This window comes from Aquicoccus porphyridii (assembly GCF_008369105.1).
GTDB lineage: Bacteria > Pseudomonadota > Alphaproteobacteria > Rhodobacterales > Rhodobacteraceae > Aquicoccus > Aquicoccus porphyridii.
In genome coordinates, this window is record NZ_VINQ01000013.1 from 19,519 (window position 1) to 39,973 (window position 20,455).

21 protein-coding genes are annotated in these 20,455 nt (G+C 64.6%); 1 reads left to right on the forward strand and 20 read right to left on the reverse strand.

Annotated elements, in window-relative coordinates:
• Positions 1-107 precede the first annotated feature (107 nt).
• The 17 genes from FLO80_RS15245 to coxB form a co-directional block, all read right to left on the reverse strand.
• A complete protein-coding gene (locus FLO80_RS15245) occupies positions 108-734 on the reverse strand; it encodes a CoA transferase subunit B (protein WP_111367220.1) in 627 nt (208 codons plus the stop codon).
• 122 nt (positions 735-856) lie between these two features.
• The gene (locus FLO80_RS15250; protein WP_111367223.1) at positions 857-1,090 is read right to left on the reverse strand and encodes a hypothetical protein; all 234 of its coding nucleotides are present in this window, start codon (positions 1,088-1,090) and stop codon (positions 857-859) included.
• A 14-nt stretch (positions 1,091-1,104) separates the two neighbouring features.
• The gene (locus FLO80_RS15255) at positions 1,105-1,803 is read right to left on the reverse strand and encodes a CoA transferase subunit A (protein ID WP_111367225.1); all 699 of its coding nucleotides are present in this window, start codon (positions 1,801-1,803) and stop codon (positions 1,105-1,107) included.
• Positions 1,804-1,899: 96 nt separating this feature from the next.
• The gene (locus FLO80_RS15260; protein ID WP_111367228.1) at positions 1,900-2,121 is read right to left on the reverse strand and encodes a hypothetical protein; all 222 of its coding nucleotides are present in this window, start codon (positions 2,119-2,121) and stop codon (positions 1,900-1,902) included.
• Positions 2,122-2,234: 113 nt separating this feature from the next.
• Complete coding sequence (topA, locus tag FLO80_RS15265) at positions 2,235-4,769, reverse strand: type I DNA topoisomerase (RefSeq protein WP_111367231.1); 2,535 nt, start codon at positions 4,767-4,769, stop codon at positions 2,235-2,237.
• 406 nt (positions 4,770-5,175) lie between these two features.
• Positions 5,176-6,381 carry a DNA-processing protein DprA gene (gene dprA, locus FLO80_RS15270; RefSeq protein WP_111367234.1) on the reverse strand — a complete coding sequence of 402 codons (1,206 nt, stop codon included), beginning with the start codon at positions 6,379-6,381 and terminating at the stop codon, positions 5,176-5,178.
• A gap of 89 nt (positions 6,382-6,470) precedes the next feature.
• A complete protein-coding gene (locus FLO80_RS15275; RefSeq protein WP_111367237.1) occupies positions 6,471-7,886 on the reverse strand; it encodes an FAD-binding oxidoreductase in 1,416 nt (471 codons plus the stop codon).
• A 61-nt stretch (positions 7,887-7,947) separates the two neighbouring features.
• A complete protein-coding gene (locus FLO80_RS15280) occupies positions 7,948-8,775 on the reverse strand; it encodes an MBL fold metallo-hydrolase (RefSeq protein WP_111367240.1) in 828 nt (275 codons plus the stop codon).
• A 77-nt stretch (positions 8,776-8,852) separates the two neighbouring features.
• The gene (locus FLO80_RS15285; protein ID WP_370330626.1) at positions 8,853-9,440 is read right to left on the reverse strand and encodes a GNAT family N-acetyltransferase; all 588 of its coding nucleotides are present in this window, start codon (positions 9,438-9,440) and stop codon (positions 8,853-8,855) included.
• On the reverse strand, positions 9,440-10,705 hold the full coding sequence (locus FLO80_RS15290; protein ID WP_111367245.1) for a M16 family metallopeptidase: 1,266 nt from the start codon (positions 10,703-10,705) through the stop codon (positions 9,440-9,442). Before FLO80_RS15290 ends, FLO80_RS15285 begins: the two co-directional genes overlap by 1 nt.
• Positions 10,702-12,090: a threonine synthase gene (gene thrC / locus FLO80_RS15295; protein ID WP_111367248.1), complete on the reverse strand. Its 1,389-nt coding sequence runs from the start codon at positions 12,088-12,090 to the stop codon at positions 10,702-10,704. The genes FLO80_RS15290 and thrC overlap by 4 nt, the downstream gene beginning before the upstream one ends.
• Positions 12,087-12,770, reverse strand: a complete 684-nt coding sequence (locus FLO80_RS15300) for an SURF1 family protein (RefSeq protein WP_111367250.1) — start codon at positions 12,768-12,770, stop codon at positions 12,087-12,089. The genes thrC and FLO80_RS15300 overlap by 4 nt, the downstream gene beginning before the upstream one ends.
• Before the next feature lie 163 nt (positions 12,771-12,933).
• Complete coding sequence (locus FLO80_RS15305; RefSeq protein ID WP_111367252.1) at positions 12,934-13,734, reverse strand: cytochrome c oxidase subunit 3; 801 nt, start codon at positions 13,732-13,734, stop codon at positions 12,934-12,936.
• A 39-nt stretch (positions 13,735-13,773) separates the two neighbouring features.
• Positions 13,774-14,367 (reverse strand): cytochrome c oxidase assembly protein, encoded by a 594-nt coding sequence (locus FLO80_RS15310; RefSeq protein WP_111367255.1) that lies wholly within the window; start codon positions 14,365-14,367, stop codon positions 13,774-13,776.
• Positions 14,367-14,534, reverse strand: a complete 168-nt coding sequence (locus tag FLO80_RS22895) for a cytochrome c oxidase system small membrane protein (protein ID WP_188078309.1) — start codon at positions 14,532-14,534, stop codon at positions 14,367-14,369. The genes FLO80_RS15310 and FLO80_RS22895 overlap by 1 nt, the downstream gene beginning before the upstream one ends.
• Before the next feature lie 3 nt (positions 14,535-14,537).
• Positions 14,538-15,494: a heme o synthase gene (gene cyoE, locus FLO80_RS15315; protein ID WP_111367258.1), complete on the reverse strand. Its 957-nt coding sequence runs from the start codon at positions 15,492-15,494 to the stop codon at positions 14,538-14,540.
• A gap of 60 nt (positions 15,495-15,554) precedes the next feature.
• Entirely contained in the window at positions 15,555-16,460 is a 906-nt protein-coding gene (gene coxB, locus FLO80_RS15320; RefSeq protein WP_111367260.1) for a cytochrome c oxidase subunit II, read from the reverse strand.
• Positions 16,461-16,656: 196 nt separating this feature from the next.
• Here coxB and FLO80_RS15325 point away from each other — a divergent pair, with 196 nt between their 5' ends.
• Positions 16,657-18,081 carry a TldD/PmbA family protein gene (locus FLO80_RS15325; protein WP_111367262.1) on the forward strand — a complete coding sequence of 475 codons (1,425 nt, stop codon included), beginning with the start codon at positions 16,657-16,659 and terminating at the stop codon, positions 18,079-18,081.
• Between the two features lie 34 nt (positions 18,082-18,115).
• On the opposite strand, the gene FLO80_RS15330 is transcribed toward FLO80_RS15325, so the two are convergent.
• The 3 genes from FLO80_RS15330 to FLO80_RS15340 all read right to left on the reverse strand — a co-directional run bounded on the left by FLO80_RS15330 (position 18,116) and on the right by FLO80_RS15340 (position 20,415).
• Positions 18,116-18,646 (reverse strand): adenine phosphoribosyltransferase, encoded by a 531-nt coding sequence (locus FLO80_RS15330; protein ID WP_111367265.1) that lies wholly within the window; start codon positions 18,644-18,646, stop codon positions 18,116-18,118.
• Between the two features lie 131 nt (positions 18,647-18,777).
• Positions 18,778-19,656, reverse strand: a complete 879-nt coding sequence (locus FLO80_RS15335) for an S-methyl-5'-thioadenosine phosphorylase (protein WP_111367268.1) — start codon at positions 19,654-19,656, stop codon at positions 18,778-18,780.
• 381 nt (positions 19,657-20,037) lie between these two features.
• Positions 20,038-20,415, reverse strand: a complete 378-nt coding sequence (locus tag FLO80_RS15340; protein WP_111367270.1) for a hypothetical protein — start codon at positions 20,413-20,415, stop codon at positions 20,038-20,040.
• Positions 20,416-20,455 lie beyond the last annotated feature (40 nt).

A 20,455-nucleotide genomic window follows, 5' to 3' on the forward strand; every position in this document is an offset into this window, starting at 1 on the left:
CTTGCGTCAGGGCGTGTCGCCCCGGGCTGGAAACGCCCGCCCCGGCTCAAGGCCGGAGCGGCGAAACTCCGTTCCGGCGCGACATGCAATCCACGGCCGGATTCGGCTCAGACGATATGCGCCTCGGTGGCGGCGATCACCTCTTCGCGGGTGACACCGGGGGCCAGTTCGATGATGTGCAGGCCCTTGTGCTCGACCTCCAGCACGGCGAGGTTGGTGATGATCACGTCCACCACGCCCTTGCCGGTGAGCGGCAGGGTGCATTCCTTGAGAAGCTTGGACTCACCGGCCTTGTTGGTGTGGTCCATCACCACGATCACGCGCCCGACCCCGGCGACGAGGTCCATCGCGCCGCCCATGCCCTTGACCAGCTTGCCGGGGATCATCCAGTTAGCGAGATCACCCTTTTCGCTCACCTCCATCGCGCCGAGGATCGCCATCGCGATCTTGCCGCCACGGATCATGCCGAAGCTGGTGGCGCTGTCGAAATAGGAGGTGTGCGGCAGTTCGGTGATGGTCTGCTTGCCCGCGTTGATCAGGTCGGGGTCTTCGGTGCCTTCGACCGGGAAGGGCCCCATGCCAAGCATGCCGTTCTCGGATTGCAGCGTGACGTGGACGCCTTCGGGGATGTAGTTCGACACCAGCGTTGGGATACCGATGCCGAGGTTCACATACATGCCGTCTTCGAGTTCTTGCGCGGCGCGGGCGGCCATTTGATTGCGGTCCCAGGGCATTTATTCGCTCTCCTTTATCGACAAAGGGCCGGGGGTCGTTCGAGGCTGTTATGCAATTGCGGCCAAGGTTTTGCAATGGCCGGTGCGCCCATGGTCGGGCGCCGGAAGATGACGGGTCATGATCAGCCGTCTTTCTGTTCGAGTGTCCTCGCGATGCGGCGCAGCGATGCGGCATTAAGCTCGGCCGCTTCGAGATGGATCATGGCGGTGGCGAGTTGCAGCGTCAGGGTAGATTGTTCCTTGGCCGCTTCGATCCCGAACACATCGAGAACCATTCGCTTCGCACGGCGAATATACTCGGTCGTTCGCTCTTCGATCAGGTCGCCGCGGCGGCTGAGAGCCTCATCGCGATCCATGTCTTGCGCCTCCGTCAGGCCGCCGGGCGGGTGGTGCGCTGTTCGATGCGCTTTTCATGCTCACCCTGGATAAGGCGATGGACATAGATGCCGGGCAGGTGAATGTGATCGGGGTCGAGCGTGCCGGGTTCGACGATCTCTTCGACCTCCATCACGCAGATCTTGCCGCACATGGCGGCGGGCGGGTTGAAGTTGCGCGCGGTCTTGCGGAAGATCGCGTTGCCGGTGGTGTCGGCCTTCCACGCCTTGACGATCGAGAGGTCGGCAAAGATGCCTTCCTCCATGATATAGGTCTCGCCTTTGAAGTCCTTGTGTTCCTTGCCCTCGGCGATCTGCGTGCCGACGCCGGTCTTGGTGTAGAAACCGGGAATACCCGCGCCGCCTGCGCGCATCCGCTCGGCCAGCGTGCCTTGGGGGTTGAATTCAAGCTCAAGCTCGCCCGAGAGATACTGGCGCATGAATTCGGCGTTCTCGCCGACATAGGAGGCCATCATCTTTCTGACCTGCTTGGTTTGCAGCAGGATGCCGATGCCGAAATCGTCAACGCCCGCGTTGTTCGATGCGAAGGTCAGGTCCTTGACACCTGAATCCCGGATCGCGTCGAGCAGAAGTTCGGGGATGCCGCACAGGCCGAATCCGCCGGCGGCGATCAGCATGTCGTCATGCAGGATGCCATCGAGTGCGGCGGCGGCGTTGGGATAGATCTTGCTCATCGGAAAACTCCCTCTCGGTGCTTGGCCCGTTATGTGACGCGCGACCGCCGGGAAGTCAACATCGCCGGACCGGATCGGGATCTGAAGCGGAGATTGTCAGGCCGTTGTGCGGCCCTGGCCGGTCACGCGGCGAAAGATAAAGCACATGAGCAGCGCCAACCCGGTATAGGGCAAGGCCGCGAGGATGAGTTGCGCGGTGGCAAAGGATGTCTCATGCTCGCCCGCGCCCATCTGCGCCAGAAGGCTGTTGCCGCCACGGACCAGCCCGAACACCGTGCCCGCCAGCAGCCAGATGGAATATTTGCCAAGCATCTTCATGACGCTCTCCGTCTTGTCGCAACCGCGGTGCGGTCTAACGGCGGAACGTGGCCGCAATAGGGCAAGAGCGGGCAAGGAACGTGAAAACGGGGCGCAGCGGGAAGCCGTGGGAATCAGCCCGCCTTGCGCCGCGTGGTTTTCTTGGCGCCTTTTGACCCGCCCTTTTTCCCGGCCTTCTCGTCGATCAGGGCGACGGCCATTTCCATGGTCACCGCCTCCGGGTCGGTGTCCTTGGGCAGGGTCGCGTTGATCTTGTCCCATTTGACATAAGGCCCATAGCGCCCGTCCATCACGTTGACCGGCCCGCCCTTGTCGGGATGCTCGCCCAGCTCCTTGAGCGGTTTGGCGGTGGTGCGGCGGTTGCGGCCGGGGTTGGCGCGTTTTTCGGCCAGCAGTTCGACCGCGCGGTTCATGCCGATCTCGAATACTTCGCCCTGTTCCTTGAGGTTGGCGTAAACCGGTTTGGCCTCGTCGGGGAGCTGGTGCATCACGAAGGGGCCGTAGCGGCCGAAATTGGCGGAGATCGTCCCGCCCTCGGGATGTTCGCCCACCACGCGCGGCAGGCTCAGGAGGGTGAGCGCCTTTTCAAGCGTCATCTCGTCCTTGGACCAGCCCTTGGGCAGCGAGGCGCGGGGCGGCTTCTTGTTTTCGGGCGTCGGTTCGCCGCGTTGGACGTAAGGCCCGAAGCGCCCCGACTTGAGCCAGATCTCGTCGCCCTGATCCTCGCCAAGGACCCGCTCGTCGCCCTCGGCGCCTTCGCCGGCGATGGGGCGGGTATAGGTGCATTCGGGATAGTTGCCGCAACCGACGAAGCCGCCGGTGCGCGAGGTCTTGAGATGGAGCCGCCCGACCCCGCACTTGGGGCAGACCCGCGGGTCGGAGCCATCCTCGCGCGGCGGATAAAGCTGATCGGCGAGTGCCTCGTCGAGCACGTCGAGCACCTGCGTGATGCGCAGTTCCGAGGTCTCGGAGATGGCGGCGGAGAAGTCGCGCCAGAACTGCGCCAGCACGGCCTTGTAATCGCGTTGGCCCGCGCTCACCTCGTCAAGCTCTTCCTCGAGCTGGGCGGTGAATTCATAGCCCACGTATCTGCGGAAGAAATTCAGCAGGAAGATGGTGACGATCCGTCCCTTGTCCTCGGGGATGAGGCGGTTCTGTTCCTTGCGGACATATTCGCGCTCCTGGATCGTGGTGACGATGCTGGCATAGGTCGAGGGTCGCCCGATGCCGAGCTCTTCCATGCGCTTGACCAGCGTCGCCTCGGTATAGCGGGGCGGGGGTTGGGTAAAATGCTGTTCGGAGGCGACATCGCGCTTGGCGGCGGATTCGCCCTGCATGACCTGGGGCAGGCGGCGGTCGTCTTCATCGACGACCTGGTCGTCGCGGCCCTCTTCATAGACCTTGAGGAAGCCCTCGAAAAGCACGACCTGACCGGTGGCGCGCAGCTCGACCTGCTCGTCGCGGCTGGCGACGGTGACGGTGGTGCGCTCGAACCGTGCGCTTTCCATCTGGCAGGCCAGCGTGCGTTTCCAGATCAGGTCATAGAGCCTGCGCTGATCGGTATCCTTGAGTTTGAGCGCCTCGGCGTCGGCGGCCATGTCGGTCGGGCGGATACATTCATGCGCCTCTTGCGCGTTCTTGGCCTTGTTCTTGTAGATGCGCGGCTTGTCGGGCACGAATTCGGCGCCGAACCGCGCGCCGATCGCGTCGCGCACGGCGGTGACCGCCTCAGGGGCCATGTCGATGCCGTCGGTCCGCATATAGGTGATGTGCCCGGCCTCGTAGAGGCGCTGGGCGGCGGCCATGGCCTGACGGGCGCCCATGCCGAACTTGCGGCTGGCCTCTTGCTGAAGCGTGGAGGTCATGAAGGGCGGCGCGGGGTTGCGGCTCGCCGGTTTGGCCTCGACCGATTTCACGGTGAGATCGCGGCTCTCGACGGCCTGAACCGCCAACTCGGCCTGTGTGGCGTTCTCGATGTCGAACTTGTCGAGCTTCTTGCCGGCAAGGACGGTCAGCCGTGCCTCGTAATCCTGACCGCGCGGGGTGGCGAGGCGGGCCTTGACGGACCAGTATTCGCGGGGGGTGAAGGCCTCGATTTCCATCTCGCGCTCGACGATGAGGCGCAGGCAGACCGATTGCACCCGGCCGGCCGACTTGGCGCCGGGCAGTTTGCGCCAGAGCACCGGCGAGAGGTTGAAGCCGACGAGGTAATCGAGCGCGCGGCGGGCGAGATAGGCATCGACCAGCGGCTGGTCGATCTGGCGCGGGTTCTTCATCGCCTCGGTCACGGCCGATTGGGTGATGGCGTTGAACACCACGCGGGACACGGGCGTGTCCTTTTTCAGCGCGCGGCGTTTGCGCAGCGCCTCTTCGAGGTGCCAGCTGATCGCCTCGCCTTCGCGGTCGGGGTCGGTCGCGAGGATGAGCGCGTTGTCATCCTTGAGCGCGTCGGCGATGGCTTTGACATGCTTGCGGCTGTCGGCGCCGATCTCCCATGTCATGTCGAAATCGTGGTCGGGATCGACCGAGCCGTCCTTGGGCGGCAGGTCACGCACATGGCCATAGGATGCCAGCACGGTGTAATCCTTGCCAAGATACTTGTTGATCGTCTTCGCTTTGGCGGGGGATTCCACAACAACAACTGGCATTGAATTCCTTTCGACTCGACGGCGCCTCTATGGCGGCGGAACATGGGTTGGGGAAGGGGGTATTGTCAATGCGTCGTGAAAACCCCGGATTTTCCACATGATTTGGCCCGATCTTCGGGTGTTTCAAGGCTACGACTGGAACAGCGATGCGGATCATCATCGGTTTGATTGCCGGGATCGTGCCCGGTGTCGTTAACGCGATCCAGGAGCGTTTCGCATGTTAACCTCTTAACAGAGGGCGAAAACCGGGGGGTGTTTTGCGGCTGACTCCCGGCTGCCATCCGGCTGCCGGGTGAGGCGTTAACCTTTTGCGCGAACAAAGGTTAACGCCCGGTGCGCCCCGGTTCGGTCCTGTCAACGGACCGGGGCGCCGCAAGCGCGTTGCGTTTGATTGAGTGAGTGCGGTTTACCGCGCTGTTCTGTCCGGGGTGCGCGCGGATTGGGTCGGGCCGGTCTCTGCAAGGCTGAGCAGGCCGCCGGATTGCCGGTTGATCCGGCCGTCGAGTTCGAGATCGACCAGCACCGGGGCCACGGTGTTGGCGGGGGCACCGAGATCGCGGATCAGCTGATCCTCGGCCAGCGGCGAGGGGCCCAGCCGGTCGAGAATCATCCGGTGCAGTTTCGCGGTGTCACTCAGGCTGCGCTTCTCGGGGGGTGGCGGGGGGATGTCGGCCACGAGCGGCATCTCGGCCTGCCGTTGTTCGGGTGCGGCCGGGGCGAGGGGGGCAAGCGCCTCGATCACGTCGGCGGCGTCGCGCACCAGCCGCGCGCCATCGCGGATCAGCATGTTGCAGCCCGCCGCGCGGGCATCGAACGGGTGGCCGGGCACGGCCAGCACCTCGCGCCCCTGGTCGAGGGCGCATTTCGCGGTGATGAGGCTGCCGGATTTTGCCGCCGCCTCGACCAGCACCACGGCCCCGGCCAGCCCCGAGATGAGCCGGTTGCGGCGCGGGAAATGCCGGGCCTGCGGGATCGTGCCGATGGGCATTTCCGACAGGCGCAGGCCGGATTTCTCGATCTCGGCGGCCAGCGCGGTATTCTCGGACGGGTAGACCACGTCGACCCCGCCCGCCATCACGGCGATCGTGCCGGTGGCAAGGCTGGCCTTGTGCGCGGCGGTGTCGATGCCGCGCGCCAGCCCCGAGACGACGACATGGCCCTTGTTGCCGAGATCGGCAGCCAGCGCGCGCGCCATGCGCCCGCCCAGCGACGAGGCGTTGCGCGCCCCCACAAGCGCGATCATCGGACGCGTGAGCAGCGAGGGATCGCCCTGCGCCCAGAGGATCGGCGGCGGGTCCGCGAGGTCAAGAAGCTGCGCGGGATACGCGGCCTCACCGATGCAGATCATCTGTGCCCTTGCCTTGCGGGCGGCGCGCATTTCGGCCACGGCCACGGTTTCGGGGCAGGGGGTATAGTCGTTCAGCCCCGCCTCGCGCGCGACCCGGGGCAATGCGTCGAGCGCGGCGGCGATGCTGCCATGTTCGCCGATCAGCCGGTAGAACGTGGAAATCCCGACCCGGCGCGAGCGCAGCAGGCGAAGCCACAACACCCGATCATCTTCCGTGGTGGGTGGGAGTGGGGGGTGAGTGGAAGGATGACTACCTTCGGACATTGTGACTCCGCCTTGCTGCGGACTCATCTCTAGCGCACGGATGGTTAACGCCCGGTAAACCGGTGCCACCCGCCGGTCGCTTTTCCGCGTCAGCCGCGCAGGACCGCGCCCGGGTTCATGATGCCATTGGGGTCGAAAAGCTGTTTGATCTGCCGCATCAGCGCGAGTTTCACCGGATCGCCATAGCGTTCGAGATCGCCGGTCTTGAGCCGCCCGAGTCCGTGTTCGGCGCTGAACGAGCCGCTCATCCCGACCGTGATGTCATGGATCAGGCGCTGCACCTTTTCGTCCATGCCGGGATAGTCGGCACGGTTGCGCCCCTTGAGCGGGAAGACGTTGTAATGCAGGTTGCCGTCGCCCAGGTGGCCAAAGCAATTGGTGCGGAACTCACCCAGTTCGGGCAGGGCGGCGTCGGCGCGGGCGATGAAATCGGGCAGGGCCGAGAGCGGCAGGGAAATGTCATGCGACGAGATCGAGCCGATTCGGCGGTTGGCTTCGGGCAGTTGCTCGCGGATCTCCCACAGCGCCTCGTGCTGGGCCAGCGATTGCGCGATGATGCCGTCGCTGACCAGCCCGGCCTCAAGGGCGTCGGCGAACAGCGCTTCCAGCGTCTCGGCCGGGTCGAGCCCACGCGGCAGGCCCAGTTCGACGAGCACGCACCAGTCGGGATCGGTCGCGAAGGGCAGGCGCACCTCGGGCATCACCTCGCGCAGGAACGCAAAGCCTGCGCCATTTATCAGCTCGAACGCGCTGACCGCTTCGCCGACCTGATCGCGCGTCATGGCCAGGAGGTCGAGCGCGGCGGCGGGGCTTTCGACCACCAGAATTGCCGTGCCGGTCGCGGCCGGAAGAGGGGCGAGTTTCAGGCTGGCCGCGGTGATCACGCCAAGGGTGCCTTCGGAGCCGATCAGGAGGTCGCGCAGGTCATAGCCGGTGTTGTCCTTGCGCAACCGTGACAGCGTGTTCATCACCCGCCCGTCGGGCAGCACCGCCTCGATCCCGAGGCAGAGTTCGCGGGCATTGCCGTAGCGCAGCACGTTGACCCCGCCCGCATTGGTGGCGAGGTTGCCGCCGATCCGGGCCGAGCCCTTGGCGGCGATGGACAGCGGGAAGAGGCGATTTTCGCGGGCGGCGGCATCGTGAATGTCCGAGAGGATCGCACCGGCCTCGACAATGGCGACGTTTTCGCGCGGGTAGATCCCGCGGATCGCGGTCATCCGTTCGAGCGACAGGATCATCGGATCGGGGCCGTCGGGCATGACCTGGGCACAGACCAGGCCGGTGCCGCCGCCATAGGGCACGACCGGCACGCGCGCGGCGTTGGCGGCCCCAAGGGCAACTGAGACCTCTTCGACGGTCGCGGGGGCAACGACCACGCCGGCCCGGCCCGTCCACTTGCCGCGCGGTTCTTCGAGATAATGCGGTGCGATCGGCCGCAGGGCACGGTCGGGCAGGAGGCGGGCCAGCGTGGCGCGAAAGCTGTCATCAACGGGATTGAGCATCATGGCCCAAGTCTTACGCGCTGCCTGCATGGGCGTCGAGATGCGACGTGCCGTCGTGGCGCGGTCAGTCCGCGTCGCGCAGGTAGCGCGGCACAAGCACATGCACCGTCGGCCGTGCGGGCAGATCGCGCAGCGAGACGGTGAGGCTCGACTCGCCCGGGCGCACGATGTCGAACTCGTCGCGCATTCCGGCGATGAAACGGTCGAGCGTGTAATCGCCGAACCAGTGCATCGGGATCACCACCGAGGATTTCAACCGCTTGAGAATGCGGATCATCGTTGGCAGGTCCACGGTCATGCCGCCATCGACCGCGGCCATGACCACATCGAGCCGCCCGAGTGCGGCGTATTGCGCCGGGTTGGGTTCGTGGTGCAGGTGGCCGAGATGGCCGATGCACAGGCCCTCGACCTCGAACACGAAGATCGAGTTGCCGAAGGGTTCGGTCCCGCCAAAGCCCGAGCGGATATCGGTGGGCACATTGCGCACCGCCATGTCGCGATATTCGAGATAGTGATCGACGCCCTCGCCGAACTCGTCGCCCCAGCCCTTGAGCACATGGGGGATGGCCGGGTCGGGGTTGGCGGTCCAGTGGGTTTCATGGGCGTGGTTCATGGTGATGATGTCGGGGATCAGCGTGGTGTTGCCGATGAAGCCGGTGAAATCGGTCACGGCGTTCACTCCCGCAGGCGTCTGGATCAGGAAGGCGGCATGGGCGATATAGCTGATGCGCACCGTATAATCGGCGACCGGGTCGCGGAAACTGGCCTTGTGCAGGTATTGAAGGCCGGGCGCGGCATCGGCGATGGCGATGCAATGGCTGGGCGTGCGGGTCTGGGCCTGCACGGCTGGGGCGATGACGACAAGGGCGAAGGCAAGGATCAAACGCAGCATGCGCGCAGTGTAGCAGCTTTGCCGTGAAAGCAATTGACGTTTCGGTGAGCGAGGCGCCGCGCTGTCTGCGCCCGCTGTCAGCCCGTGTCGGTGCGCCCGCGCCGGTCGCTGCGCAGCGCGGCATAAAGCACATGGGTGCGCCAGCGTCCGTTGATCTGGAGATAGCTTTGCGCGACGCCCTCGTATTTGAAACCGGATTTTTCCAGCACCGCGCGCGAGGCCCTGTTCTCGGGCAGGCAGGCGGCCTCGATCCGGCTGAGATCCATGCGGTGATAGGCGTGATGCACCACGGCCTCGATCGCCTCGCGCATATAGCCCTGCCGGGCAAAGCTTTCGCCGACCCAGTAGCCCAGCGTGCCCGCCTGTGCCGGGCCGCGGCGGATATTGTCGAGCGTGATCGCGCCGACAAGCACGTTGTCGGCGCGGCGCAGCATGAAAAGCGGCAATGCCGTGCCCGTGCCGATCGACCGTTGCGCCCAGTAGACGCGGTTGGTGAAGGCGCGTCGGCTAAGGTGGTCATGCGCCCAGGCCGGTTCCCACGGGGTCAGGAACGCCTCGGAGGTGCGGCGCAGCCCGGTCCAGGCGTTGAAATCGGAATGCAGGGGCGCACGCAGGGTCAGCCGGTCGGTCTCGACCCGCAGCTTGCGATGCACCCGCGAGAGCATCACGCGGCGCGCCTTTGCCGGTCGAGCGCGGCCAGATCGGGGGCATCCGAGACAGGCCCGTAAAGTGCCATCACCGCGCCCGCCTCGCCGATCATGCGACCGGCGAAATCGCGCACGGCGGTGCGGTTCACGGCGTCGATCTTCTCGACCACCTGTTCCGGCGTCGGCACGCTGCCCCAGATCTGGACCATGCGCGCCATCCGCTCGGCGCGGTTCGACGGGCTTTCGAGCCCCATGAGAAGCCCCGCGCGCATCTGGGCGCGGGCGCGCTCGACCTCGGCTTCACTCATGTCATCGGCGGCGCGGCGCATCTCGTCGATGGTGATGCGGGCGAGTTCGGGCATTTGTTCGCCGCTGGTCCCGGCATAGATCGTCATCAGCCCGGCATCGGAATAGGCCCCGGCCGAGGCGAAAATGGTATAGCAGAGGCCGCGTTTCTCGCGAATTTCCTGGAACAGGCGCGAGGACATGCCGCCGCCAAGCGCATTGGCATAGACCTGTGCGGTGTAGATCTCGGGGTCGAGATAGTCGGGCGCCTCGAAGGCCAGCGCGAGATGGGCCTGTTCGAGCGGTTTTTCCTGGCGGAATTCGCCGCCCGCGAAGCGCGCGGGCTGGATCAGTGCGCCTTGCACGGGGGACAGGTGGGCGAACAGGGCTTCGGCCTGGCGCACGAGGGCGTCGTGATCGACATCGCCCGCGGCGGCGAGGATCATGTTGCCCGGTGCGTAATGTTCGGCCACGAAGGCGCGCAGATCCTCGCGCGAAAAGGCGCGCACCCGGTCGGGCGGCCCGAGGATGGTGCGGCCGATGGGTTGGTCGGGATAGGCGCGTTCCTGAAGCCAGTCGAAGATCACGTCATCGGGCGTGTCGAGCGCCTGGCCGATCTCTTGCAGGATCACGCCGCGTTCGATGTCGATTTCTTCCGGTGCGAAGACCGGGTTGAGGAGGATATCGGCGATCACGTCGAGCGCGAGGCCCACATCCTGGCCCAGCACCCGGGCATAATAGGCCGTGGCCTCGCGCGAGGTATAGGCGTTCATGTAGCCGCCCACGTCCTCGATCGCCTCGGCGATCTGGAGCGTGCTGCGCCGCTTGGTGCCCTTGAAGGCCATGTGTTCGAGGAAATGGGCGATGCCGTTCTGGTCTTCGCGCTCGTTGCGGCCACCGGCGGTGACCCAGATGCCGACCGAGGCGGATTGCAGCCCCGGCATGCGCTCGGTCACGATGCGAAAGCCGTTGGTGAGGGTGGTGATCTGGACAGTCACGGGCGACGGCGCTCCTCGATCAGGGTTTCGATGGCGGAAAGGTCGTTTTCGACGCGGGTCATGCGCTCGGGGCGCTCGAACAGGTCGGACATGCGCGCGGGCAGGTCGGGGCGGATGCCGGTGGCCTCTTGCACGGCGTCGGGGAATTTCGCCGGGTGGGCGGTGGCCAGCGTGATCATCGGCGTGGCGGGGTTGCGCTTCTCTTCGGCCACCTTGACGCCCACGGCGGAATGCGGGCAGAGCAGTTCGCCGGTTGTCCGGTGCAGGCGCGCGATGGTGGCGCGGGTCTCGTCCTCGGAGCAGCGGCCGCTGTCATAAACCTCGCGCAGGGCCTGCAACGCGCCTTGGCTGACACTGAACCCGCCCGCTTTCAATTCGTCCATGAGCTGCGCCACGGCGGCGCCGTCGCGGCCATACGCCTCGAACAGGGCGCGTTCGAAATTCGAGCTGACCTGGATATCCATCGACGGGCTGATCGAGGGGGTCACGCCGTCGGGCCGATAATCGGCGGTCGAGAGGCAGCGGTGCAGGATGTCGTTCTGGTTGGTGGCCACAACGAGCCGGTCGATGGGCAGGCCCATGCGCTTGGCCAGGTAGCCCGCGAAGATGTCGCCGAAATTGCCGGTGGGCACGGTAAAGCTGACCGGGCGGGCGGGCGCGCCGAGCGACACGGCGGAGGTGAAGTAATAGACCACCTGCGCCAGCACCCGGGCGAAATTGATCGAGTTCACACCGGCCAGCCCGACCCGGTCGCGGAAGTCGAAATGGTTGAACATGTCCTTCACCCGGGCCTGGCAATCGTCGAAATCGCCGGTCACGGCGAGGGCGTGGACATTGGCCTCGGTCGGGGTGGTCATCTGGCGGCGCTGGACCTCGGAGACGCGGCCATGCGGGAACAGGATGAAGACATCGACATTGTCGAGCCCCTTGAACGCCTCGATCGCCGCAGATCCGGTGTCGCCGCTGGTGGCGCCGACGATGGTGACGCGCTTGCCGTTGCGTTCGAGCGCGGCCTGGAACATCTGCCCGATGAGCTGCATCGCGAAATCCTTGAACGCGAGCGTGGGGCCGTGAAACAGTTCGAGCAGGAAATGCCCCGGGGCAAGCTGCACCATGGGCGCGCGGGCGGCGTGGTCGAAGCCGCCATAGGCGCGCGCGATCAGGCGGCGGAACGTGTCGTCGGTGAAGGTGTCGCCGATGAAGGGGCGCATGATGCGAAAGGCGCATTCCTCGTAGGAAAGCCCCTCCAGCGCCGCGATCTCGTCAGGCGAAAACGAGGGGATTTTCTCGGGCAGGTAAAGCCCACCGTCGCGGGCAAGACCGGTGAGCATCGTGTCTTCGAAATCCAACACCGGGGCGGTGCCACGGGTCGATAGATAGTTCATCGGCTGCCTTTCTTGCGGGTCGTGCGGCGGCGGGAGAGAAAGTAGAGGGTCATTACCACCCAAGTTGCCGCCAATCCATACCATGTGAACACGTATTCGAGGTGCCGGTTGGGGATGCCGGACGTGTCGGTGGGCAGGGGGGTGATGGCGGGGTTGGGCGGGGTGATCTCGCGCGCGATGATCATGGTTTCCTCGGTGCCCAAGGCGGCGGCCAGTGGCGGGACGTCACGCGCATACCAGATGTTGGCCGCGTGGTCGTTCTCGGGGGTGTAGCTGTCGGTCTCGTCGGGCCAGTAGAGATTGCCGGTGAGCGTGACGTCGCGGGCGGGGCGGGGGCTGTCCTTGTCGGTCAGGCGGATGAAGCCCAGGTCGGCGAGCACAAGGCGGCCTTCGGTTTCGAACGCGCGGATGACGCGATAACCCGCGCCCAGATCGCGGGTCGAGACGAGGACATGAATCTCGGGGCCGGTGAGGCGGCCCGTGGCGGTGACGGCGAGAAAGCGGTCGGTCTCGGGGTCGGGTGCGGCGGGGATGGCGGTGGGGGCGGCGCCGATGCGGGATTCGATCTCGGCGAGATAGGCCTCTTTCTCGGCCAGACGCCGGACCTGCCAATTGCCGAGGCTGACAAACACCGCCAGCACGGCGAGGGAAAAGATCAGGAAGGGCAGGTTGCGGCGCAAGCGGGGCCTCGGGGAAATGCGGGTTTGTCGCAGGGTCGGGTTCTAGCCCGGATCAGAGCGGCGGCCAAGGGGGCGGGCGTGACGCAAGGCGCCGGTCCATAGAAAGCAAACGCCCCGCTGCGAGGCGGGGCGTCCGGGTGTTCTGGGCCTGTGCGGCGGGGGCTCAGGCGCCCCAGATATAGATCGAGGCGAAGAGGAAGAGCCAGACCACATCGACAAAGTGCCAATACCAGGCCGCGGCCTCGAAGCCGACATGGCTTTCGGGGGTGAAATGCCCGGCCATCAGGCGGAACAGGCAGACCGCGAGGAAGATCGTGCCGATGACCACGTGGAAGCCGTGAAAGCCGGTGGCCATGAAGAAGGACGCGCCATAGATGTTGCCGGCAAAGCCGAAGGCGGCGTGGCTGTATTCATAGGCCTGCAGGATGGTGAAGAACACGCCCAGGACGATGGCGATGACCAGGCCCCATTTCATGTCGTCGCGGTTGTTTTCATGGGCCAGCGCATGGTGCGCCCATGTTGCGGCCATCCCCGAGCACAACAGGATCAGCGTGTTGATCAGCGGCAGGTGCCAGGGGTCGAAGGTTTCGATCCCGGCGGGGGGCCACTGGCCATCGACGATCGGGCTTTCGGGGCCCATCGGGTAGAGCGCGTGCTTGAAGAAGGTCCAGAACCAGGCCGAGAAGAACATCACCTCGGAAATGATGAAGAGCACCACGCCATAGCGCAGGCCGATCTTCACCACCGGGGTGTGATCGCCGATATGGGACTCGGCCACCACGTCGGACCACCAGCCATACATGACATAGCAGGTGAAGACGAAACCCAGGATCATCATCCATGCGGTCACGTCGTGGAAATAGAGCACCGCCCCGAAGAGCATGATGAACCCGGCCAGTGCGCCCAGCAAGGGCCAGATGGAGGGGTTCAGAATGTGATAGTCGTGGTTCTTTTCGTGCGCCATGGTTTCCCTCGTCGTGTTCCCTTGTGGGAGGCTTCTTGATCAGTTCAGGTTGCTCTGCTGCGGCTGCGCGTCGAGCGCGGCCTGTGCGTTCGGGCCTGCCGTTTCGGGCAGGTCGATTTCGTAGAATGTATAGCCCAGCGTGATGGTGTGGACATATTTCGCATCGCGGTCGTCGACGATTTCGGGGTCGACGAAGAAGGTAACCGGCATCTCGACCCGTTCGCCCGGTTGCAGCACCTGTTCGGTAAAGCAGAAACAGTCGATCTTGGAGAAAAAGCCACCGGCCTCGTAGGGGGTGACATTATAGCTCGCCTGTCCCGCGATCGGGCGGTCGGTGGGGTTGTAGGCCTCGTAAAAGGCAAGGCCGGTCTCGCCGATGCGCAGCTCCATCTCGCGCTGCATGGGTTTGAACTCCCAGGCGAAACCGCGGGCCTTGGAGGCGTCGAAACGCACCTTGATGGTGCGATCGAGGATCACGTCGCTGTCGGCCCTGGCCTCTTGCGTGACGCCGCCAAAGCCGGTGACGCGGCAGAACCAGTCGTAGAAGGGCACCGAGGCCCAGGCCAGCGCGCCCATGGTCACGACCACGGCCACGGTTTGCAGCAGGGTCTTCTGTTTGCCGTCCATGGCCATCAGTTCCCTCCTTCCGCGCTTGGCGGGGTGGCAGAGAGATCACCGCGTTCGACCTTGACCACGGTCAGCCCGAAGACCAGCGCGACGAACCCCACAAGCACGAGCCCAAGGCCGACATTTCGGCCAAGGCGGCGTTTGTGCAGTTCATGTTCGACCTTGATTGCCATGGATCACCAGCCCCCCAGACCGAATTGCGCCCCGAACTGGGCCAGCGTCGATTCCGCGAGGATCGCGCCGAAATGGCCGAAGAGATAGACGAGCGACAGCGCAAAGAGCTTTTTCTCGGCGCGGTAGCCGTCGGCCTCGGCCTGGGCCTCGTCGCGGCGCCAGATGTCGAAGGCGCCCTTGAGGAACAGCCCGTTGAGCACCAGCGCCACGACCAGGTAGACCGGCCCGCCGATGGCGGTGAAGCCTGTGCCAAGCGCGATGGGGGCGAGCAGCAGGGTATAGATCAGGATATGCGCCCTTGTGGCGCGACGACCGTGGGTCACGGTGAGCATCGGCACGCGGGCCTCGTGATAATCGGACTTCATGAACAGGGCCAGCGCCCAGAAATGCGGTGGCGTCCACATGAAGATGAGGGTGAACATCAGCACCGATTCCACGCTGATCCCGCCAGTGGCCACGGCCCAGCCGATCATCGGAGGAAATGCCCCGGCAGCACCGCCGATCACGATGTTCTGCGGCGTCCAGCGTTTGAGCCACATGGTATAGACCACCACGTAGAAAAAGATGGTGAAGGCGAGGATTGCCGCCGCGACGAGATTGGCCGCAAGGCCCAGCATCACGACCGAAAGTGCGGAGAGGAAGGCGCCGAACGCCAGTGCCTCGCCCTCGGTGATCTTTCCGGCGGGGATCGGGCGGCTTTGGGTGCGCTTCATGATGCGGTCGATATCCGCATCCCACCACATGTTGAGCGCGCCCGACGCGCCGCCGCCCAGTGCGATGAACAGGATCGAGGCAAAACCGATCACGGGATGCACGTTCACCGGCGCCGCCAGCAGACCGACAAGCGCGGTGAACACCACGAGCGACATCACCCGCGGCTTGAGCAGGGCGAAGTAATCGCCGAACCCGGCGTCGCCGGCGCCTGCCCTTGCCTGGTTGTTGATGCTCGTGTCGGTCATCCCGGGTGCCTTTTGTCACGCGGTCCCGAACCTTTTGGGCCCGGGGCCGGTCATGTCATTTCAGTCGAGCGCGGCCAGTTGCACGTAATCCAGGCTGTCCTGCATCGCCTCGACCCATGCGTCGTATGTGTCCTGGCTGACCACCTTGACGGTGATCGGCATGTAGGCGTGATCCTTGCCGCACAGCTCGGAACACTGGCCGAAATAGATGCCCTCTTTCTCGGCCTTGAACCAAAGCTGCGCGAGACGTCCGGGCACGCCGTCCTGTTTCACGCCGAAGGCCGGGATGGTCCAGGAATGGATCACGTCGCTTGCGGTGACGGTCATCACCACGGTCTTGTTGACCGGCACGATCACGGAGGTATCGGTCGCCAGCAGGAATTCGTCTTCGTTGAAGCCGGCATCGACCAGCTTGGCGCGCATCGCATCGTCGAGAACATAAGGCGTGACATCGGCGTCGGCCGGGCGCGCGGAGTCGTTGAGGCTGGCGGGTTGGCCGATCATGTAGCTGTCGAAGAGGATATCGTGATCGGTATATTCATAGGACCAGTACCACTGATGGCCGGTTGCCTTGATATAGACGTCCCCTTCGGGGATTTCCTGCTGCTTGAACAGGACCGGAAGCGAGAAGGCCCCGATGAACACCAGGATCACCACCGGGCCGAGCGTCCAGGCGATTTCAATCGGCGTGTTGTGGGTAAAGCTTGCCGGGCTGGGGTTGGCGCGGCGATTGTAGCGCAGGATGATGACCCCGACGAGGACGATGACCAGAAGGCAGATGCCGATGATGATCACGTTGATCATCCCGTCAAGCCATTGCAGGTCGCGGGCAAGCTCCGTCGAGGCGGGCTGAAACCCGGTCGCACGGTTGACGGGTTTGCCGATGGTTTCCAACCCGCTCTGGGCCAGTGCGGGCATGGCCGCGATGGCGGTCAGGAGGGTCAGGAAGCTAGTGAAAATTCGCATGGGACACCCTGGTCGGTTTTCTGTGGTTCTTCTGTTCATTAGGCGGAGCGCAGATTGCGCGGGCAATTGCCCGTTGTTTTGCCACGGTTAAAAACCATATTCTGAGGGAAGAAACAAGAAATCCAACCGCGGCAAACGGACGCTTTTTTTGACATAGATCAAATTCGGCGTGCATGGAAGACAGGAAGAAACAGGAATGTCCCAGATATCTTTCCGCCCCTTCGAGCAGGCGCTCGACCTTGAGAAGACCCTTGATCTGTTACGCCAGGCGACCGACGGGGCGGATGATGGTGAGCTTTTCCTCGAACGGCGCCGCGCCGAGGCGCTGCATTTCGACGATGGGCGAGTGAAAACCGCGAGCTATGACGCCTCCGAAGGATTCGGGCTGCGCGCGGTGCGTGGCGAGGTGGCGGGTTATGGCCGCTCGACCGAGATTTCGCATGCCGCCGTGACCCGCGCGGTCGAAACCGCGCGCCTGGCCGTGGGTCAGGGCGGCGGCGTGATGGCCGCCGGGCCCGCGCCAACCAATCGCCGCCTTTACGCCGATCACGACCCGATCGGGGACGCGGCATTCCCGGTCAAGATCGAGACCCTGCGCGAGATCGACGCCTTTCTGCGCGGGCTCGATCCGCGGGTGGTGCAGGTCTCGGCCAGCATCGCGGCCTCGTGCCAGGAGGTCGAGATCGTGCGCCCCGATGGCCAGCATTTGCGCGATGTGCGCCCGATGACGCGCCTCAACGTGAGCGTGATCGTCGAACAGGATGGCCGTCGCGAGAGCGGATCGGCCGGCGGTGGCGGGCGCGTGGCGCTGTCGGGGTTGCTTGATCCCGAGGACTGGCAGGCCAAAGCGCGCGAGGCATTGCGCATCGCGCTCGTGAACCTGCGGGCCGAACCGGCCCCGGCAGGGGTGATGGACGTGGTGCTGGGGCCGGGCTGGCCCGGTATCCTCTTGCACGAGGCGATTGGCCATGGCCTTGAAGGCGATTTCAACCGCAAGGGAAGCTCGGCCTTCGCGGGTCTCATGGGCCAGCGGATCGCCGCGCCGGGCGTGACGGTGGTGGATGATGGCACGATCCCCGACCGCCGTGGCTCGATCAGTTTCGACGACGAGGGCACGCCCAGTTCGCGCACCACGCTGATCGAGGATGGAGTTCTCACCGGCTTCATGCAGGACCGGCAGAATGCTCGCCTGATGGGGGCCGCACCCACCGGCAATGGCCGCCGCGAAAGCTTTGCCCACGCGCCGATGCCGCGCATGACCAACACCTACATGCTGGGTGGCGAAGCCGATCCCGGCGATCTGCTGGCGGAGTTGAAGGACGGGATCTATGCGGTTGGATTCGGCGGCGGACAGGTGGACATCACCAATGGCAAGTTCGTCTTTTCCTGCACCGAAGCCTATCGCGTGAAGGACGGCAAGGTCGGCGCACCGGTCAATGGCGCAACCCTGATCGGGGACGGGGCGACGGCGCTGATGAACATCCGTGGCCTTGGCAATGACATGGCGCTTGATCCGGGCATGGGCAATTGCGGCAAGGCGGGCCAGTGGGTGCCCGTGGGCGTGGGTCAGCCGACCACGCTCATCGGCGGGCTGACCGTCGGCGGCTCGGCGGCGGGGTAAGGGCGAAAATCGTCCAGACCATTGGTTTTAAACCTTAAAGTCCGTCAAATTCGCACAGGGTTTCGACACCCATGCCCATGGCTTCGAGCTTCTTGCGGCCGCCCAGCGCGGGCAGGTCGATGATGAAGGAACAGCCCACGATCTCGCCGCCCAGCCGCTCGATCAGGCGAATGCCCGCCGCGGCGGTGCCGCCGGTGGCGAGAAGATCATCGACGACGAGGATCTTCTCGCCCGCGCTGATCGCGTCGTCATGCAGCTCGACCACGGCCTCGCCATATTCGAGCTGGTACTCCTCGGAAATCACCGGGCCGGGCAGCTTGCCCTTCTTGCGGATCGGCACGAAACCGGTGGAAAGCTGGTGCGCGATGGCCCCGCCGAGGATGAAACCGCGCGCCTCAAGCCCCACGACCTTGTCGATCTCCTGCCCCGCGAACGGGTGCAGCATCTGGTCGATGGCCATGCGAAACCCGCGCGGATCGGCGAACAGCGTGGTGACATCGCGGAACATGATCCCTTCATGTGGGAAATCGACGATGGTGCGGATGTAATCCTTGACGGTCTTCATGTTTGCAGGCTTCCCCTAAAGCGTTCCGCCTTATATCCGAGACAGGGATAAGGTGGAACGCAGAACATCATATCAACAAAGCGCGCGTTCCACGAAAAGCTGCGAGCCAGGTTTTTCGCGGAACGCCTTTATCAAACGTTGAGCACGCGCCCGGCCACCGCCGAGAGCTTGTCCACCATCACCGGATCACGCGCGTCGGGCGCGGTCAGGATGGCATATTCGAGCGCCCGGTCGCAGCCATGCGGGCAGGGCGTGCGCTCGGTGCCCAGAAGCGCGGGCAACCCGCGCACCATGGCCCGCCCCTTGTCGGCATTGCCCATCAGAATGGCAATGATTTCAGTCACATCAACCTCGCCATGCTCGGGATGCCAACTGTCGAAATCGGTCACCATGGCGATCGAGGCATAGCAAAGCTCGGCCTCGCGGGCGAGTTTCGCCTCGGGCATGTTGGTCATGCCGATCACGTCGGCGCCCCAGGCTTCGCGATACATCTTCGACTCGGCCAGGGTGGAGAATTGCGGGCCTTCCATGGCCAGATAGGTGCCGCCTTCATGCAGGGTGATGCCCGCGTCGCGCCCTGCCGCGAGACAGGCCGCCGAGAGCCGCGGACAGGTCGGATGCGCGACGCTGACATGGGCCACGAGACCGGGGCCGAAGAACGATTTCTCGCGCGCGAATGTGCGGTCAATGAATTGATCCACAACGACAAAATCACCGGGGCGCATCTCTTCACGAAAGCTGCCGCAGGCCGAGACACTGATCACGTCGGTCGCACCCAGCCGCTTCAACGCGTCGATATTGGCACGGTAGGGCACCGAGGACGGCGAATGCACATGACCGCGCCCGTGGCGGGGCAGGAAAGCCATCTTCACACCATTCAAGGTGCCAACCAGGATCTGGTCCGAGGGGTCGCCCCATGGGGTTTCCACGTCACGCCATTCCGCCCCTTCGAGCCCGTCGATCTCATATAACCCGGAACCGCCGATCACGGCGATCATGGTGTCTGTCATGGCCTGTCTTCCTTGTCCGATCCGGTAGCATTCTTGTCCCTGTCGCGGTTCGAACGCAAGGCGGCGCGCGCCGTGTTAACCGGGGCAAAGCGCCGCGAAACCGGGGGGTGATATGCGTGCACCGCCCGGCTGCCGCCCGGCTGCCGGGAAAACGGGCCGTCCGGGCGTGGCGAATCGTTAACCTTTCGACCGCCGCCCCATGCTTCATCTTGCCGAAAATACTCCGGGGGTGGTGCAAGATCCCGATGGGATTTTGCACCTTGGGGGCAGCGCCCCCAGACAAGGAATCCTGTGTGCCGCAGGCACGCAATCTGGCAACCGCTCACTCGCAGCCGTGCCCATCCCGATGACGGCGATCTCGGTGGCCGAACTGCCTGTCGGTCAGTTCAGTCTGTAGGTGTAGGTATTGCCGCCCTTGGCCGGTGCGACGCGCAATTTGCCGCCGTCAATTTCGAGCCGCCAGCAATCATCGACCATTGCCCCGCCCAGGGTTCCCTTGCGGCACCAGTTTACGTTGGACCACCTCCACATCCCCTTGAACTGCCGACCGCCATAGATGCCCTGCAATCGGCCATTGCTTCGGGACAGGTTCCAATCGCCGTTGCGTCCGACCGCGCGCCGGTCGACGACATGTTCGCGGAAGTCCGCTTCGGTCACGATTCGCATGCGGTAGCTCAAGTCTATGCCGCCGCCATCGGCAGGCAGGCTTGCGGGGTAAAGGGTGGCAATAATTGAAAAACAGATCAGGAAACGAGTCATGATTTTTGCCTTTCAAACGATAGGATCACGACTCGAGCTT